Here is a 16,984-nt window from a genome sequence, read left to right on the forward strand (position 1 = left end):
CGGGCCCGGTGGGGGAGGGGTCCCGACCGTCCGCCGGGGACCGCCGCCCCGCGCCCCGTAGTCTTGTCGGGTGCTCCAGACCCACGACGCCCCGCTCGCCCCGCTGACGACGTTCCGGCTCGGCGGCCCCGCCACCACCCTGATCACCGCGACCACGGACGCCGAGGTGATCGACGCGGTCCGGGCCGCCGACGCCGCCGGCACCCCGCTGCTCCTGATCGGCGGCGGCAGCAACCTGGTGATCGGCGACCAGGGCTTCGCCGGGACCGCCCTGCGGGTGGCCACCCGGGGCTTCCACCTGGACGGCACCCGGCTGGAACTCGCCGCAGGCGAGGTCTGGACGGACGCGGTGACCCGGGTGGTGGACGCGGGCCTCGCCGGGATCGAGTGCCTGGCGGGCATCCCCGGCTCGGCGGGCGCCACCCCGGTCCAGAACGTCGGCGCCTACGGTCAGGAGGTCGCCTCCGTCGTCACCGAGGTCGTCGCCTACGACCGGCGCGCGGACGAGACCGTCGTCCTCACCAACGAGGAGTGCGCCTTCTCCTACCGGCACAGCCGCTTCAAGGCCGACCCCGACCGGTACGTCGTGCTGCGCGTCCGGTTCGCCCTGGAGGACGCGGACGGACTGTCGGCGCCCGTCCGGTACGCCGAGACCGCCCGGGTGCTCGGGGTGGCGGTGGGCGACCGGGTGCCGCTGGAGCGGGCCCGGGAGACGGTCCTCAAGCTCCGCGCGGGCAAGGGCATGGTGCTGGACCCCGAGGACCACGACACCTGGTCCGCCGGGTCCTTCTTCACCAACCCCCTGCTCACCGACGCCGAGTTCGCCGCCTTCCGCGAGCGGGTCGCGCTACGGCTCGGCCCGGACGCCGTCCCGCCCGCCTACCCGGCGGGCGAGGGCCTCACCAAGACCTCCGCCGCCTGGCTGATCGACCGCGCCGGGTTCACCAAGGGGTACGGCACCGGCGGCGCCCGCATCTCCGGCAAGCACACCCTGGCGCTCACCAACCGGGGCACGGCCACCACCGGGGAGCTGCTGGCGCTGGCCCGCGAGGTGGTCACCGGGGTCCGGGACGCGTTCGGCGTCACCCTCGTCAACGAACCGGTGCTGGTGGGCGCCCGGATCTGACCCCGGAGTTCCGGGGGCCGGGGCCGCTCGGTGGGCCTCCCCGTGCCCCGGGGACCACTCCCGCGCCTTGAGGCCCCCGCCTCCGGGGGTGCTTCCGAACTCCGGGGCGCCCTCGCCCCCGGATTCACTCCCGTAGCTTGAGGTTCCCCTCGTCCCCGGGGTCACCCCGCCGACGCGGGCCGGTCGATCCGGTAGACGTGGTGCAGCGGATCGTCCGCCGGGTTGTCCGGCTCCAGCGGGCTGCTGCCCACCCGGCGCAGCCCCGCGCGCTCCAGGGCCCGCCAGGACCGGCGGTTGCCCGCGACCACCGGGACGATCACGCACACCGCGGACCAGGGCGGGCGCCACAGCTCCGCCACCGCGGCGGCGATCACCAGCGGCCCCAGCCCCCGCCCCACCCGTTCGGGCGGGCCGATCAGGTAGTCGACGGTGTACGCGCCCTCGGGCACCTCCACCACGGTGGCCAGCTCGTCCCGGTACTCGGGATAGTCCACGAACCGCACCCGCTGCACCAGGCCCACCGGTACGCCGTCCGCCAGGGCGAGCAGCTCCTGGGAGGGCTCCTCGCCCCGGACCGCGGGCCCGAAGTCCCGTTCCACCGCCTCGGGGGAGGGATCGTGGTGCCACCAGCGGGCCACGTGCGGATGCGCGAGCCAGCTCCCGAGCAGCGGGAAGTCCGCCTCGGTCAGCCGCCGCAACCCGATGACCGGGGCGTCGCCCCCGCCGACCGCTCCCCGTCCGGGGCCCGGTTCCGCGCCCGTTCGCCGCTCCCCGCCGCTTCCCGGCCCGCCGGGCGTCCCCGTCGCCCCCGCCGCTCCCGAGGTCAATCCGCCACCCCCACCGCCTGCCGGACCGTCGCGCGGTCGTCGATCAGCGCCAGCATGGCATGGGCGACATCCGCGCGCCGGATGCTCCGGGCGGACGGCGGGTTCCCGCCCACCGAGGTGCGGTAGCCGCCGGTTCCCGGCCCGTCCAGCAGCCGGGGCGGCCGGACGGCGGTCCACTCGGCGGTGCTGGCGGCGAGCGCCGCCTCCATCGCCCGCAGATCGTCGTACGCGGAGCGGAAGACCCGGTTCACCACCGCCCCCAGCACCCGGTCGGTCAGGGGTTCGCCGGGCGGCGCGGTGCCGAGCGGGGAGGCGCTCACCACCAGCAGCCGCCGGACGTCCTCGGCGGCCATCGCCGTGAGCACCGCACGGGTCAGCCGGGCCGTGACGCCCGGGTCCCGGCGGTCGCGGGGGCCGAGCGCGGAGAGCACCGCGTCCCGTCCGGCGACGGCCGTCCGCACCCCGTCCGGATCGGTGAGGTCGGAGCCGACCACCTCCAGGACGCCGTCGGCGCCGTCCGCCGTCACGGTCAGCCGGGCCGGGTCGCGCACCACGGCGGTGACGTGGTGGCCGAGGACGAGTCCCCGCCGGACGACTTCCCGTCCGACCCCGCCGGTCGCGCCGAACACCGTGATCCTCATGAGCCCCTCCTGGGTGGGTAAGTATTCACTCACCCCTAGAGTGGAGAGGTCCGCACCACCCCGTCAAGCCGCAGCGGAGCGCCCGTGCCCAGCCCCCAGCCCCCCGAGCCCGCCGCCTCCGGGTCCGCCGCCCCGGACGTCCCGGGCGATCCGAAGACCCCGCGCCCTCCCGCCCGGGTCCGCATCCTCGACGCCGCCCACGCGCTGATGCTGTCCGTCGGGATGGCCCGCGCCACCACCAAGGAGATCGCCCGCGCCGCCGACTGCTCCGAGGCGGCCCTGTACAAGTACTTCACGGGCAAGGAGGAGATCTTCGTCACCGTCCTCCAGGAGCGGCTGCCCCCGCTCGGCCCGCTGATGGAACGCCTGGCCCGGGACCCCGGCCCGGCCGGGGTGGAGGAGAACCTCACCGCGATCGCCCGGCTCGCCGCCCTCTTCTACGAGCAGAGCTTCCCCATCGCGGCCTCGCTCTTCGCCGAACAGCGGCTGAAGCGGCGTCACGAGGAGGCCCTCCGCCGGATCGGCGCGGGCCCCCACCTCCCCGTCGAGGCGCTCGCGGAGTACCTCCGCGCCGAGCAGCGGGCGGGCCGCGTCCGGGCGGACGCCGACGCCGGGGCGGCCGCGGCCCTGCTGATGGGCGCCTGCTGCCAGCGCGCCTTCGTCTACGACGCCACCGAGTCGGGGAAGCCGCCCAGCTCCCTGGACGACTTCGCCCGCGCCACCGCCCGCACCCTGCTCACCGGGCTGCTCTGACGGCACCGGGCCGCGCCCGCCCGCCGCCGCGAAGACGGACGGGGCCCGACCCCGTCGCCAGGCCCCCGCCCCGGCCGGTCACCGGCCCGCCGCCGCCCCACCGCGCCGCCCCGTCCCGCCCAGCCGCCAGCCATCCCGCGACCGCCCCGCCCAGCGGCGCCCCACCGCGCCGACCGCCCCGGCCAGCCACCAGCCGCCCCACGACCACATCGCCGCACGGACACCTGCCCTACGGACACCCGCCGGACTGATCGGCCGCCGGACTGGTCGGCAACCGGACTGGGGCTGCCGGACTGATCGGCAACCGCCCAGGTCAGCCCACCGGCCCCGAGGTCAGCCACGTGTCAACGCCGCCGAGCAGCCGCGCCTTCTCCGCCGCCGGTGCCGCCGACGCCCGGATCGACTGCCGGGCCAGCTCCGCCAGCTCCGGATCGGAGAACCCGTGCACGTTCCGGGCGATCTCGTACTGCTCGTTCAGCCGGGCCCCGAACAGCAGCGGGTCGTCCGCGCCGAGCGCCATCGGCACCCCCGCGTCGAACATCGTCCGCAGCGGGACGTCCTCGGCCTTGTCGTAGACCCCGAGCGCCACGTTGGAGGTGGGGCAGACCTCGCAGGTCACCCCCCGGTCCGCGAGCCGCTTCAGCAGCCTCGGGTCCTCGGCGGCCCGCACCCCGTGCCCCACCCGGTCGGCGTGCAGGTCGTCCAGGCAGTCCCGGACCGAGGAGGGGCCCGTCAGCTCGCCGCCGTGCGGGGCGGACAGCAGCCCGCCCTCGCGGGCGATGGCGAACGCCCGGTCGAAGTCCCTGGCCATCCCCCGGCGCTCGTCGTTGGAGAGCCCGAAGCCCACGACGCCCCGGTCCGCGTGGCGCACCGCGAGCCGGGCCAGGGTCCGGGCGTCCAGCGGGTGCTTCATCCGGTTGGCCGCGACCAGCACCCGCATCCCGAGCCCGGTGTCCCGGGAGGCGGTCTCCACCGCGTCCAGGATGATCTCCAGCGCCGGGATCAGCCCGCCGAGCCGGGGGGCGTACGAGGTCGGGTCGACCTGGATCTCCAGCCAGCCGGACCCCGCGCGCAGGTCCTCCTCGGCGGCCTCCCGCACCAGCCGCTGGATGTCCTCCGGGTCCCGCAGACAGGACCGGGCCATGTCGTACAGCCGCTGGAAGCGGAACCAGCCGCGTTCGTCGGTGGCCCGCAGGACCGGCGGCTCGGCCCCGGTCAGCGCGGCGGGCAGGTGCACCCCGTGCTTGTCGGCCAGTTCCAACAGGGTGCCGGGCCGCATCGAACCCGTGAAGTGCAGATGCAGATGCGCCTTCGGCAGGGCGCCGAGGTCTCGAACGTGCTCCATCCCAGGATCTTGCCGTACCCGACGGGCGCCCGGTAGCGGCTTTCCCCGTTCGGGTGCTTGCCCGAACGCGGAAGCGGGTCCCCACCAGGTGGGAACCCGCCTCCTGTGACGCGGCACACGTGCCGCGAGCCCGTCCGGACCGGTCAGTCGGTGGCCTCGGCCAGCAGCTTCTGGATCCGGGAGACGCCCTCGACCAGGTCCTCGTCACCGAGCGCGTACGACAGCCGCAGATAGCCGGGGGTCCCGAACGCCTCGCCGGGGACCACCGCGACCTCGACCTCGTCCAGGATCAGCGCGGCCAGCTCCACGCTGTCCTGGGGGCGGCGGCCCCGGATCTCCTTGCCGAGCAGCCCCTTCACCGACGGGTACACGTAGAACGCGCCCTCCGGCTCCGGACACAGCACGCCGTCGATCTCGTTCAGCATCCGCACGATCGTGCGACGGCGCCGGTCGAACGCCTCCCGCATCTCGGCCACCGCGGTCAGGTCCCCGGAGACCGCGGCGAGCGCGGCGGCCTGGGCGACGTTGGAGACGTTGGAGGTGGCGTGCGACTGGAGGTTCGTCGCGGCCTTGACGACGTCCTTGGGGCCGATCAGCCACCCCACCCGCCAGCCGGTCATGGCGTACGTCTTCGCCACGCCGTTGACGACGACGCACTTGTCGCGCAGCTCCGGCACCACGGTCGGCAGCGAGGTGAAGACCGCGTCGCCGTACACCAGGTGCTCGTAGATCTCGTCGGTGAGCACCCACAGCCCGTGCTCAAGGGCCCAGCGGCCGATCGCCTCGGTGTCCTCGGCGCTGTAGACGGCGCCGGTCGGGTTGGACGGCGAGACGAACAGCAGCACCTTGGTCCGCTCGGTCCGGGCCGCCTCCAGCTGCTCGACCGTCACCCGGTAGCCGCTGGTCTCGTCGGTGACCACCTCGACCGGGACGCCGCCCGCGAGCCGGATCGACTCCGGGTAGGTGGTCCAGTACGGGGCCGGGACGATGACCTCGTCGCCCGGGTCGAGGATCGCGGCGAACGCCTCGTAGATCGCCTGCTTGCCGCCGTTGGTCACCAGGACCTGCGCCGCCTCGACCTCGTAGCCGGAGTCGCGGAGCGTCTTCGCGGCGATGGCCGCCTTCAGCTCCGGCAGCCCCCCGGCCGGGGTGTAGCGGTGGAACTTCGGGTTCTTGCACGCCTCGATGGCGGCCTCGACGATGTAGTCCGGCGTCGGGAAGTCCGGTTCCCCGGCCCCGAAGCCGATCACCGGGCGACCGGCGGCCTTGAGGGCCTTGGCCTTGGCGTCGACGGCGAGGGTGGCGGACTCGGAGATCGCGCCGACGCGGGCCGAGACCCGGCGTTCGGACGGAGAGGTTGCAGCGCTCATGGGGCCCATGGTTCCAGACCGGCAACCGGCCCGGTAAACGGGTTTCACCCTGTGGGCGACGGCCCCGGAGCACCGCCCCCGGCGCCGCCCGCGGACACGGCCATCACCCGCCCCGGGCCTTTCTGTTCGACGCCCGCCCCGGGAATCACGTACACTCTCACCTCGTTGGCCAACACCAACCGCGATCATCGACCGCACACACCGCGGCCGGTCCGATGCGGTACGTTGGGGCCAGCCAAAGGGTCGTAGCTCAATTGGTAGAGCACTGGTCTCCAAAACCAGCGGTTGGGGGTTCAAGTCCCTCCGGCCCTGCAAGACACTCCCCCTCGTCGGGGGAGTGGATGTTTGCCAAGTACGTACGCAATGCACCGCCGTGCGGCTCAACCGGGCGCGGCAGGCCGACCCGGGAATCAGGTGAGGACGAGTGACGGACGCCGTGGGCTCCATCGACATGCCTGATGCTCAGGACGACGCTCCGGACACGGAGAAGAAGGCGCGCAAGGGCGGCAAGCGCGGCAAGAAGGGCCCCTTCGGCCGTCTCGCGCTGTTCTACCGCCAGATCGTCGCGGAGCTGCGCAAGGTCGTCTGGCCGACGCGCTCGCAGCTCACCACGTACACGACCGTCGTGATCATCTTCGTGGTCATCATGATCGGCATCGTGACCGTTCTGGACCTGGGTCTCGACCGAGTCGCGAAGTACGTCTTCGGCTGATGCCGGAAGCACAGCCCCCAGCGAAGGACGCCGACCTCGGCGTCCCTTTCGCGTTGTTCCACCCCTCTGTAACCAGGAAGAAGCAGCCACCGTGTCTGACCCGAACCTGAACGACGCCGTCGAGTCCGATGAGGTCGCTGCGGAGTCCCTGGAGTCCGCCGAGCCCACCGAGGACGAGCTGACCGCGGTCGAGGACGTCGAGGACGCGGACACCGAGGAGTCCGGGGCCGACGACGAGGCCGCCGAGGACGACGTCGAGGACGAAGACGCCGAGGGCGACGAGGACGAGGCTGAGGACGCCGACGAGGCCGGGGACGAGGAGTCCGACGAGGACGCCTCCGACGAAGACGCCGACGAGGACGAGGCCGCTGAGGCCGACGCCGAGGACGAGGCCGTCGAGGAGGCCGAGCCGGTCGACCCCGTCGCCGCGCTCCGCGAGGAGCTGCGCACGCTCCCCGGCGAGTGGTACGTGATCCACACCTACGCGGGCTACGAGAAGCGCGTGAAGGCCAACCTGGAGCAGCGCGCCGTCTCGCTGAACGTCGAGGAGTTCATCTACCAGGCCGAAGTGCCCGAGGAAGAGATCGTCCAGATCAAGAACGGCGAGCGCAAGAACGTCCGCCAGAACAAGCTTCCCGGCTACGTCCTGGTCCGGATGGACCTCACCAACGAGTCCTGGGGCGTCGTCCGCAACACCCCCGGTGTCACCGGCTTCGTCGGCAACGCCTACGACCCGTACCCGCTGACCCTGGACGAGATCGTCAAGATGCTCGCCCCCGAGGCCGAGGCCAAGGCCGCCCGCGAGGCCGCCGACGCCGAGGGCCGCCCGGCGCCGCAGCGCAAGGTCGAGGTCCAGGTCCTGGACTTCGAGGTGGGCGACTCGGTCACCGTCACCGACGGCCCCTTCGCCACCCTCCAGGCCACGATCAACGAGATCAACGCCGACTCCAAGAAGGTCAAGGGCCTCGTCGAGATCTTCGGTCGCGAGACCCCGGTCGAGCTCAGCTTCGACCAGATCCAGAAGAACTGACCCCGGGCCCCGGAGGGCGGCGGAAGCCGCCTCGGGGCCCCAAGGTTTCCGACCAGGTCGGAACGGTCCAGCCGACCGTTCTGACCTGTCGGTTTTTCCCGCGCCGCGATACCCGTTATCGTTGTGCGGTATGCCTCCATCCGGATGATCGGCTGGAGTCTCACACCTCTCACTAGGACCCGGAGAGAGCAATGCCTCCCAAGAAGAAGAAGGTCACGGGGCTTATCAAGCTCCAGATCCAGGCCGGTGCCGCCAACCCGGCTCCGCCGGTCGGCCCCGCGCTGGGTCAGCACGGCGTCAACATCATGGAGTTCTGCAAGGCCTACAACGCCGCGACCGAGTCGCAGCGCGGTTGGGTCATCCCGGTGGAGATCACGGTCTACGAGGACCGTTCCTTCACCTTCATCACCAAGACCCCGCCGGCCGCGAAGATGATCCTCAAGGCTGCGGGCGTGGAGAAGGGCTCCGGCGAGCCGCACAAGACCAAGGTCGCCAAGATCACCCAGGCGCAGGTCCGCGAGATCGCCACCACCAAGATGCCCGACCTCAACGCCAACGACCTGGACGCCGCCGCGAAGATCATCGCGGGCACCGCCCGGTCCATGGGTGTCACGGTCGAGGGCTGACCCCCTCCCGTACCCGCCCGAGCGTCCGCGCCCGGTCGTGTACGACCCCGTACGACCTTTCAGTGAAGTGGAAGGGCCCGCGCCGGTCCGTACCACGACTCCGTTCCCGTCAGACGGCCGAGCCGTCCGACGACACTCTGTACAGGAGCAGAAGTGAAGCGCAGCAAGTCTCTCCGCGCCGCTGACGCCAAGATCGACCGGGACAAGCTCTACGCCCCGCTCGAGGCCGTGCGTCTGGCCAAGGAGACCTCCACGTCCAAGTTCGACGGCACCGTCGAGGTCGCCTTCCGGCTCGGCGTCGACCCCCGCAAGGCGGACCAGATGGTCCGTGGCACCGTGAACCTCCCGCACGGCACCGGCAAGACCGCCCGGGTCCTGGTCTTCGCGACCGGTGACCGTGCCGAGGCCGCGCGTGCCGCGGGCGCCGACATCGTCGGCTCCGACGAGCTGATCGACGAGATCTCCAAGGGCCAGCGCCTGAACGAGTTCGACGCCGTCGTCGCCACCCCGGACCTCATGGGCAAGGTCGGCCGCCTCGGCCGCGTCCTCGGCCCGCGTGGTCTGATGCCGAACCCGAAGACCGGCACCGTGACCCCGGACGTGGCCAAGGCCGTGACCGAGATCAAGGGCGGCAAGATCGAGTTCCGCGTCGACAAGCACTCGAACCTGCACTTCATCATCGGCAAGGTGTCCTTCGACGACACCAAGCTGGTGGAGAACTACGGCGCCGCGCTGGAGGAGATCCTCCGTCTGAAGCCGTCCGCCGCGAAGGGCCGCTACATCAAGAAGGCCGCCATCAGCACCACGGTGGGCCCCAGCGTCCCGGTCGACTCCAACCGCACCCGCAACCTCCTCGTCGAGGAGGACCCGGCCGCCGTCTGAGCGACCGGGCACGCGACCGCGTGACCTCACGGGCCCCCGGCCCGCCGGACTCTCCGGCGGACCGGGGGCCCGTCCGCGTTCCCGGGCTCCGGGGTCCCGGGCTTCCCGGGGCTCCGGACCCCGTTCGCCCGCCCCCTCCGCACCGGGCCCGGGCTGCGCTAGCGTGCGGCCCAGTGACACGCGTACGGGGGGGGGTGGGCATGGGTCGCACGGGGCACGGGACGCGCCCGGACGGGGCGGGGGAGCGGCTGGCCCGCCGTCGGCACCGGCTGCTGTCGCTCTGCGCGCTCTCGCTGGGGCCGCTGCTGCTCGGCACGGGCTGCGCCCTCTTCGCGCTGTCGGCCCGCTCGCCCTTCGCGGGAGCGGCCCCGGAGCCCTCCGCGAGCGTCCCGGTCGGGGTGCTGCGGGAACTGAGGGCCGCCGCCGACCGCACCCGGGAGGCGGGTTCGGCACGGGTGCGGGCCGTGATGGAGCTGGACGGCCGGGTCTCCACCGAGACCCGGGGGACGCTCGGCTGGTCCGGGGGGCTCAACGGCACCCTCGGCATCCGTTACACCGGGGGCGAGTTGGCGGGGACCCTGCGGAAGCTGGGCACGGAGACCACCGAGGCGCGGTTCGTGGACGGGGTGTACTACGCGCGGATGGGCGACGCCTTCGCGGACCGGGCGGGCGGACGGCACTGGATACGGCACGACGACGGCGGCGCGGCGGACGTCGGCCCCGGCCGTTCGGTGGAGCTGCTGCTGATGGCCCCGGACACCCGGGAGACGGGCCGGGAGACGGTCGGCGGCGTCACCGCGACCCGCTACACCGGAACCGTCCGCCCCGGGGAGCTGCCGACCAGGGGACCGTCCGCCGGGCGGGCGGCGGGATTACGCCGTGAGCTACGGGCCGCCGGGATCTCCGAGGTGCGGATCGAGGTGTGGACGGACCGGACGGGGCTGCTGGTCAAACGCGCCGAGCGGAGCCGGACGACCACCGGTGACCTGCGGGTCACCGCGCACTACCGGGACTTCGGGGCCCCGGTGAGGGCCCCGGCCGCCCCACCGCCCGAGGACACCGTTGACTACGGGGAGCTAGTGGACCCTGGGGCTTCAGTTACTGGTGGTACATAAAAGACGGCTGTTGTCACTGAGGTCCGGTACGCTCCCTGCTCCAAGCGAAAAGTCATACGAAGTTCATGTTTTTCAGGGGTGGGGAATGCGCGTCATGAAGAAGTCGAAGGTCATCGCGACCGCTGTCGTCGTGATGGCCCTCGCGGGGTCCACGGCCGCGTGCGGGGCCAAGGACGAGGCGGGCGGCTCCTCCGACCTGTCGCCCGTCGCGGCGGTCAAGGCGGCGGCCGAGAGCAGCGAGAAGATCACCTCGCTCGGCTACCGGCTCAAGGGCTCCTACCCCGGGACGGGCAAGGTCGAGGGCACCGCCAAGATGAACCTCAAGCCGATGGCCCTCAGCATGAAGTTCACCGGTGAGGGCGCCGACCAGTCCGGCGAGATCATCCTGGTGGACGAGGCCATGTACATCGGGGGCGGCGCCCCGTCGCCCGAGATGGACGGCAAGAAGTACATGAAGTTCGACATGAAGGGCCTGGAGAAGGAGGCCGGTGCGGGAGCGCCGGCCGTGCCCGGCCAGGCCACCCAGAACCCCGCCGCCGAGGCCGCGTTCCTCTCCGCCGCCGATGACGTCAAGAAGATCGGTTCCGAGACGATCGACGGCGAGAAGACCACCCACTACCGGGGCACGGTCGGCATGGACGAGATGCGGAAGTCCTTCGAGGACGAGAAGGCCGAAGTCCGTGAGCAGCGCGAGAAGAGCCTCAAGCAGTACGAGGAACTCGGCGTCAAGGAATTCACCATGGACCTCTGGATCGGCGAGGAGAACCGCACCAAGCAGTTCCGGATGCAGGGCGACGCCCAGAAGGGCAAGCTCGACGCCACCGTCACCTTCGAGAACGTGAACGAGCCCGTCACGGTCAAGGCCCCGCCCGCCGGTGAGGTCATGGACCTGGCGGAGCTGGCCAAGGAGATGGAGGGCATGGAGGACATGGAGGGCCTGGAGGAGCTGGAGACGGCGCCCTGACCTCCCGCACTCCCCGCACCGGTCGCTGAGCCCGCCCCGGCGGGCGTCCGGACCGGATGAGCCGACGGCCACCACGGGCGCCCCGAGCGCCCGCGGTGGCCGATTTGCGTGGCGCGCGCCGCTTCCCGTACTCTTCCCGAGAAGCCAAAGACCGCTGGTCGTTGCCGCGTGCCCATCCGGGTCGCGGTGGCCGAAGGATCCGCTGAACTGCGGACGACCCGCGCAGGTGATCGTGGAACTGCTCCTGGACGGATTTCCGCTCCGGTAGAGCTACGCCCCGTGCCCCTGCGCCGGGGCGTTCTGTTTTCCCAGTCCTCCTTCGGGTCCGCGCGGTCCGAATCACCCGGAAGGAGGCCGAGGCTCATGGCGAGGCCCGACAAGGCTGACGCGGTTGCCGAGCTGACGGACAAGTTCCGCAGCTCGAACGCCGCCGTGCTGACCGAGTACCGCGGTCTCACCGTGGCACAGCTCAAGCAGCTGCGCCGTTCGCTCGGTGAGAACGCCCAGTACGCCGTGGTGAAGAACACGCTGACCAAGATCGCTGCCAATGAGGCCGGGATCTCGACGCTCGACGACCTGTTCAACGGTCCGACGGCGGTCGCCTTCGTCACCGGTGACCCGGTGGAGTCGGCGAAGGGTCTTCGTGACTTCGCCAAGGACAACCCGAATCTCGTCATCAAGGGCGGTGTCCTTGACGGCAAGGCGCTGTCCGCCGACGAGATCAAGAAGCTCGCGGACCTCGAGTCCCGCGAGGTTCTGCTCGCCAAGCTGGCGGGTGCCATGAAGGGCAAGCAGTCCCAGGCTGCCGCGCTCTTCCAGGCGCTTCCCTCGAAGTTCGTCCGCACCGCGGAGGCGCTTCGTGCCAAGAAGGCCGAGGGCGAGCAGGGCGGTGCCGAGTAATTCGGCTCGCACATTGACCGCCGCCGCCTGACGCGCAAGCGCCGGGGACGGGGACGGTCACCGCGGGCCGACGTACGCCCGCCTGACATGTACATCCGGCACCAGCCGAATTAGTGGAAGGATCGCCCATCATGGCGAAGCTCAGCCAGGACGACCTGCTTGCCCAGTTCGACGAGATGACCCTCATCGAGCTCTCCGAGTTCGTGAAGGCGTTCGAGGAGCGTTTCGACGTCACCGCCGCCGCCCCGGTCGCCGTCGCCGCCGGTGTCCCCGGTGCCCCGGCCGCCGAGGCCGCTGAGGAGCAGGACGAGTTCGACGTCATCCTCACCGGCGCCGGCGAGAAGAAGATCCAGGTCATCAAGGTCGTGCGCGAGCTGACCTCCCTGGGTCTGAAGGAGGCCAAGGACCTCGTCGACGGCACCCCGAAGCCGGTCCTCGAGAAGGTCGCCAAGGAAGCCGCCGAGAAGGCCGCCGAGTCCCTCAAGGCCGCCGGCGCCTCCGTCGAGGTCAAGTGACCCCACGGGAGTCCCGACGGACTCCCCGCGGACGCGGCGCCCCCGTGGCGCCCCCCGCACTCCCTCCGCTGTAACGCGGACGCGTCGAACGGCGATCACCCAAGTGGGTGGTCGCCGTTCGGCGTTCCGTCCCTCGTCCGAAGGGCTGCTTGCGCGGCGCGTGACGACGAGTATGGTGATCTTCGTTGTGCTCGCGGTGGCCCTGGTGACGGCCCGCCCCGCGGAGGCGGCGACGTGACGATCGCGGCACTCGGTTCGGACGAGGGGGCCTTGACGAACCGCACGCAGCGCGCAATTCTCAGGACGCGTCGTCACGACGATCCGGATCCGAGGCATGGATCGGTGGCGAAGAGGGCAGGATCGATGTGCGTCGAGGACGTGACGGACAGCAGGTGTGGAGAGCACAGAAGGTGGCAGTGAACTCGCACTGGACATCAGTGAGCCTTGTGGCTACACTGACCCTTTGCGCTGCCTGTTAGCTGCCTCCTGCCCGTCACCAGGGGCATGCCCACGCTTGAGCATCGAGTCGTCTACCGGTCCTGACCTGGGATTCCGTTATGACGTGCCGTGGTGTCCAGGCGGGGGACCGGTACGCGCGTAGTGAGTCCGAGCCCTCGGAAGGACCCCCTCTTGGCCGCCTCGCGCACTGCCTCGACCGCGAATACGAACAACGGCGCCAGCACCGCCCCGCTGCGCATCTCCTTTGCAAAGATCAAGGAGCCCCTTGAGGTTCCGAACCTTCTTGCGCTGCAAACCGAGAGCTTTGACTGGCTGCTCGGCAACGACGCGTGGAAGGCTCGTGTAGAGGCGGCTCTGGACAGCGGACAGGACGTCCCCACCAAGTCCGGTCTGGAGGAGATCTTCGAGGAGATCTCCCCGATCGAGGACTTCTCCGGGTCGATGTCGCTGACCTTCCGCGACCACCGCTTCGAGCCGCCGAAGAACTCCATCGACGAGTGCAAGGAGCGCGACTTCACGTTCGCCGCGCCGCTCTTCGTCACCGCCGAGTTCACCAACAACGAGACCGGCGAGATCAAGTCCCAGACGGTCTTCATGGGCGACTTCCCGCTCATGACCAACAAGGGCACCTTCGTCATCAACGGCACCGAGCGTGTCGTGGTGTCCCAGCTGGTCCGCTCGCCCGGCGTCTACTTCGACTCCTCCATCGACAAGACGTCCGACAAGGACATCTTCTCGGCCAAGATCATCCCGTCCCGGGGTGCCTGGCTGGAGATGGAGATCGACAAGCGCGACATGGTCGGCGTCCGCATCGACCGCAAGCGCAAGCAGTCCGTCACCGTCCTCCTCAAGGCCCTCGGCTGGACCACCGAGCAGATCCTGGAGGAGTTCGGCGAGTACGAGTCCATGCGCGCCACCCTGGAGAAGGACCACACCCAGGGCCAGGACGACGCGCTGCTCGACATCTACCGCAAGCTGCGTCCGGGCGAGCCCCCCACGCGTGAGGCCGCCCAGACCCTGCTGGAGAACCTCTACTTCAACCCGAAGCGCTACGACCTGGCGAAGGTCGGCCGCTACAAGGTCAACAAGAAGCTCGGCGCCGACGAGCCGCTCGACGCGGGCGTGCTCACCACCGACGACGTCATCGCGACCATCAAGTACCTGGTCAAGCTGCACGCCGGGGAGACCGAGACGGTCGGCGAGTCCGGCCGGACGATCGTCGTCGAGACCGACGACATCGACCACTTCGGCAACCGTCGTCTGCGCAACGTCGGCGAGCTGATCCAGAACCAGGTCCGTACGGGTCTCGCCCGTATGGAGCGCGTCGTGCGCGAGCGCATGACCACCCAGGACGTCGAGGCGATCACGCCCCAGACCCTGATCAACATCCGGCCGGTCGTCGCCTCCATCAAGGAGTTCTTCGGCACCAGCCAGCTGTCGCAGTTCATGGACCAGAACAACCCGCTGTCGGGTCTCACCCACAAGCGCCGTCTGTCGGCGCTCGGCCCGGGTGGTCTCTCCCGTGAGCGGGCGGGCTTCGAGGTCCGTGACGTGCACCCCTCGCACTACGGCCGCATGTGTCCGATCGAGACGCCCGAAGGCCCGAACATCGGTCTGATCGGCTCGCTCGCCTCCTACGGCCGCGTCAACGCGTTCGGCTTCGTGGAGACCCCGTACCGCAAGGTCGTCGACGGCCAGGTCACCGACGAGGTCGACTACCTGACCGCCGACGAGGAGGACCGCTTCGTCATCGCGCAGGCCAACGCGCAGCTGACCGACGAGCTGCGGTTCGCCGAGAACCGCGTCCTGGTCCGCCGCCGTGGCGGCGAGGTCGACTACGTGCCCGGCACCGACGTCGACTACATGGACGTCTCGCCGCGCCAGATGGTGTCCGTCGCCACCGCGATGATCCCCTTCCTGGAGCACGACGACGCCAACCGCGCGCTCATGGGCGCCAACATGATGCGCCAGGCGGTGCCGCTCATCAAGGCCGAGGCGCCGCTCGTCGGCACCGGCATGGAGTACCGCTGCGCCACCGACGCCGGTGACGTCATCAAGGCCGAGAAGGACGGTGTCGTCCAGGAGGTCTCGGCCGACTACGTCACCGTCACCAACGACGACGGCACGTACACCACGTACCGGATCGCCAAGTTCTCGCGCTCCAACCAGGGCACCTCGGTCAACCAGAAGGTCGTCGTCTCCGAGGGCGACCGCGTGATCGAGGGCCAGGTCCTCGCCGACGGCCCCGCCACCGAGAACGGTGAGATGGCGCTCGGCAAGAACCTGCTCGTGGCGTTCATGCCGTGGGAGGGCCACAACTACGAGGACGCGATCATCCTGTCGCAGCGCCTCGTCCAGGACGACGTCCTCTCCTCGATCCACATCGAGGAGCACGAGGTCGACGCCCGTGACACCAAGCTCGGCCCCGAGGAGATCACCCGGGACATCCCGAACGTCTCCGAGGAGGTCCTCGCCGACCTCGACGAGCGCGGCATCATCCGCATCGGCGCCGAGGTCATCGCCGGAGACATCCTGGTCGGCAAGGTCACGCCCAAGGGCGAGACCGAGCTGACCCCCGAGGAGCGCCTGCTCCGCGCGATCTTCGGCGAGAAGGCCCGTGAGGTCCGCGACACCTCGCTGAAGGTCCCGCACGGCGAGACCGGCAAGGTCATCGGCGTCCGCGTCTTCGACCGCGAGGAGGGCGACGAGCTGCCGCCCGGCGTCAACCAGCTGGTCCGGGTCTACGTCGCCCAGAAGCGCAAGATCACGGACGGTGACAAGCTCGCCGGACGCCACGGCAACAAGGGCGTCATCTCCAAGATCCTGCCGATCGAGGACATGCCGTTCCTGGAGGACGGCACCCCGGTCGACATCATCCTCAACCCGCTCGGCGTCCCGTCCCGGATGAACCCGGGACAGGTGCTGGAGATCCACCTCGGCTGGCTCGCCAGCCAGGGCTGGGACGTCTCCGGACTCGCCGACGACTGGGCGCAGCGCCTCCAGGCCATCGAGGCCGACCAGGTCGCCCCGCGCACCAACGTCGCCACGCCCGTCTTCGACGGTGCCCGTGAGGACGAGCTCGCCGGTCTGCTGGAGCACACCATCCCCAACCGCGACGGCGACCGCATGGTCCTCCCGTCCGGCAAGGCGCAGCTGTACGACGGCCGCTCCGGCGAGCCGTTCCCGGAGCCGATCTCGGTCGGCTACATGTACATCCTCAAGCTGCACCACCTGGTCGACGACAAGCTGCACGCCCGGTCGACCGGTCCGTACTCGATGATCACCCAGCAGCCGCTGGGTGGTAAGGCCCAGTTCGGTGGCCAGCGCTTCGGTGAGATGGAGGTGTGGGCGCTGGAGGCTTACGGCGCCGCGTACGCCCTCCAGGAGCTGCTGACCATCAAGTCCGACGACGTCACCGGTCGCGTGAAGGTCTACGAGGCCATCGTCAAGGGCGAGAACATCCCCGAGCCCGGCATCCCCGAGTCCTTCAAGGTGCTCATCAAGGAGATGCAGTCCCTGTGCCTCAACGTGGAGGTGCTGTCCTCGGACGGCATGTCCATCGAGATGCGCGACACCGACGAGGACGTCTTCCGCGCGGCGGAAGAACTCGGCATCGACCTGTCCCGGCGCGAGCCGAGCAGCGTCGAAGAGGTCTGACGGGTCCGGCCGGGATCACCGCCTGGTGATCCCGGCCGCAGCCCCGGACCCCGTTCAGACCA

15 protein-coding genes and 1 tRNA gene are annotated in these 16,984 nt (G+C 70.8%); 12 read left to right on the forward strand and 4 right to left on the reverse strand.

Features of this window, described 5'->3' with window-relative positions; all coding sequences use genetic code 11:
* Positions 1-70 precede the first annotated feature (70 nt).
* Positions 71-1,126 carry a UDP-N-acetylmuramate dehydrogenase gene (locus ACVWNX_RS20925; protein ID WP_454408991.1) on the forward strand — a complete coding sequence of 352 codons (1,056 nt, stop codon included), beginning with the start codon at positions 71-73 and terminating at the stop codon, positions 1,124-1,126.
* Positions 1,127-1,287: 161 nt separating this feature from the next.
* On the opposite strand, the gene ACVWNX_RS20930 is transcribed toward ACVWNX_RS20925, so the two are convergent.
* Both ACVWNX_RS20930 and ACVWNX_RS20935 read right to left on the reverse strand, forming a co-directional pair.
* Positions 1,288-1,953, reverse strand: a complete 666-nt coding sequence (locus ACVWNX_RS20930) for a GNAT family N-acetyltransferase (protein WP_454408993.1) — start codon at positions 1,951-1,953, stop codon at positions 1,288-1,290.
* A complete protein-coding gene (locus ACVWNX_RS20935; RefSeq protein ID WP_454408995.1) occupies positions 1,950-2,594 on the reverse strand; it encodes an NAD(P)-dependent oxidoreductase in 645 nt (214 codons plus the stop codon). Before ACVWNX_RS20935 ends, ACVWNX_RS20930 begins: the two co-directional genes overlap by 4 nt.
* A gap of 207 nt (positions 2,595-2,801) precedes the next feature.
* Here ACVWNX_RS20935 and ACVWNX_RS20940 point away from each other — a divergent pair, with 207 nt between their 5' ends.
* On the forward strand, positions 2,802-3,347 hold the full coding sequence (locus ACVWNX_RS20940; RefSeq protein ID WP_454414868.1) for a TetR/AcrR family transcriptional regulator: 546 nt from the start codon (positions 2,802-2,804) through the stop codon (positions 3,345-3,347).
* A 313-nt stretch (positions 3,348-3,660) separates the two neighbouring features.
* Here the strand turns inward: ACVWNX_RS20940 and ACVWNX_RS20945 are convergent, their stop codons facing one another.
* Positions 3,661-4,692 carry an adenosine deaminase gene (locus ACVWNX_RS20945; RefSeq protein WP_454408996.1) on the reverse strand — a complete coding sequence of 344 codons (1,032 nt, stop codon included), beginning with the start codon at positions 4,690-4,692 and terminating at the stop codon, positions 3,661-3,663.
* Positions 4,693-4,835: 143 nt separating this feature from the next.
* Complete coding sequence (locus ACVWNX_RS20950) at positions 4,836-6,062, reverse strand: pyridoxal phosphate-dependent aminotransferase (RefSeq protein WP_454408998.1); 1,227 nt, start codon at positions 6,060-6,062, stop codon at positions 4,836-4,838.
* Positions 6,063-6,301: 239 nt separating this feature from the next.
* On the opposite strand from ACVWNX_RS20950, the gene ACVWNX_RS20955 reads away from it, so the two are divergent.
* The 10 genes from ACVWNX_RS20955 to rpoB all read left to right on the forward strand — a co-directional run bounded on the left by ACVWNX_RS20955 (position 6,302) and on the right by rpoB (position 16,922).
* Positions 6,302-6,374, forward strand: a tRNA-Trp gene (locus tag ACVWNX_RS20955).
* Between the two features lie 112 nt (positions 6,375-6,486).
* Entirely contained in the window at positions 6,487-6,774 is a 288-nt protein-coding gene (gene secE, locus ACVWNX_RS20960) for a preprotein translocase subunit SecE (protein ID WP_454408999.1), read from the forward strand.
* A 91-nt stretch (positions 6,775-6,865) separates the two neighbouring features.
* Positions 6,866-7,804 (forward strand): transcription termination/antitermination protein NusG, encoded by a 939-nt coding sequence (gene nusG / locus ACVWNX_RS20965; RefSeq protein WP_454409000.1) that lies wholly within the window; start codon positions 6,866-6,868, stop codon positions 7,802-7,804.
* Between the two features lie 191 nt (positions 7,805-7,995).
* Positions 7,996-8,430, forward strand: coding sequence for a 50S ribosomal protein L11 (gene rplK, locus ACVWNX_RS20970; RefSeq protein WP_007384044.1), 435 nt, complete (start codon positions 7,996-7,998; stop codon positions 8,428-8,430).
* Between the two features lie 153 nt (positions 8,431-8,583).
* The gene (rplA, locus tag ACVWNX_RS20975; protein WP_454409001.1) at positions 8,584-9,312 is read left to right on the forward strand and encodes a 50S ribosomal protein L1; all 729 of its coding nucleotides are present in this window, start codon (positions 8,584-8,586) and stop codon (positions 9,310-9,312) included.
* A gap of 200 nt (positions 9,313-9,512) precedes the next feature.
* Positions 9,513-10,427: a hypothetical protein gene (locus tag ACVWNX_RS20980; protein ID WP_454409003.1), complete on the forward strand. Its 915-nt coding sequence runs from the start codon at positions 9,513-9,515 to the stop codon at positions 10,425-10,427.
* Positions 10,428-10,521: 94 nt separating this feature from the next.
* Positions 10,522-11,391, forward strand: a complete 870-nt coding sequence (locus tag ACVWNX_RS20985) for a DUF1396 domain-containing protein (RefSeq protein WP_454409004.1) — start codon at positions 10,522-10,524, stop codon at positions 11,389-11,391.
* Positions 11,392-11,754: 363 nt separating this feature from the next.
* Positions 11,755-12,291, forward strand: a complete 537-nt coding sequence (rplJ, locus tag ACVWNX_RS20990; protein WP_366114088.1) for a 50S ribosomal protein L10 — start codon at positions 11,755-11,757, stop codon at positions 12,289-12,291.
* Positions 12,292-12,422: 131 nt separating this feature from the next.
* Positions 12,423-12,806, forward strand: coding sequence for a 50S ribosomal protein L7/L12 (gene rplL, locus ACVWNX_RS20995; RefSeq protein ID WP_454409006.1), 384 nt, complete (start codon positions 12,423-12,425; stop codon positions 12,804-12,806).
* 630 nt (positions 12,807-13,436) lie between these two features.
* Positions 13,437-16,922 carry a DNA-directed RNA polymerase subunit beta gene (gene rpoB, locus ACVWNX_RS21000; RefSeq protein ID WP_454409008.1) on the forward strand — a complete coding sequence of 1,162 codons (3,486 nt, stop codon included), beginning with the start codon at positions 13,437-13,439 and terminating at the stop codon, positions 16,920-16,922.
* Positions 16,923-16,984: the final 62 nt, after the last annotated feature.

It is taken from the genome of Streptomyces sp. JNUCC 64 (assembly GCF_054484115.1).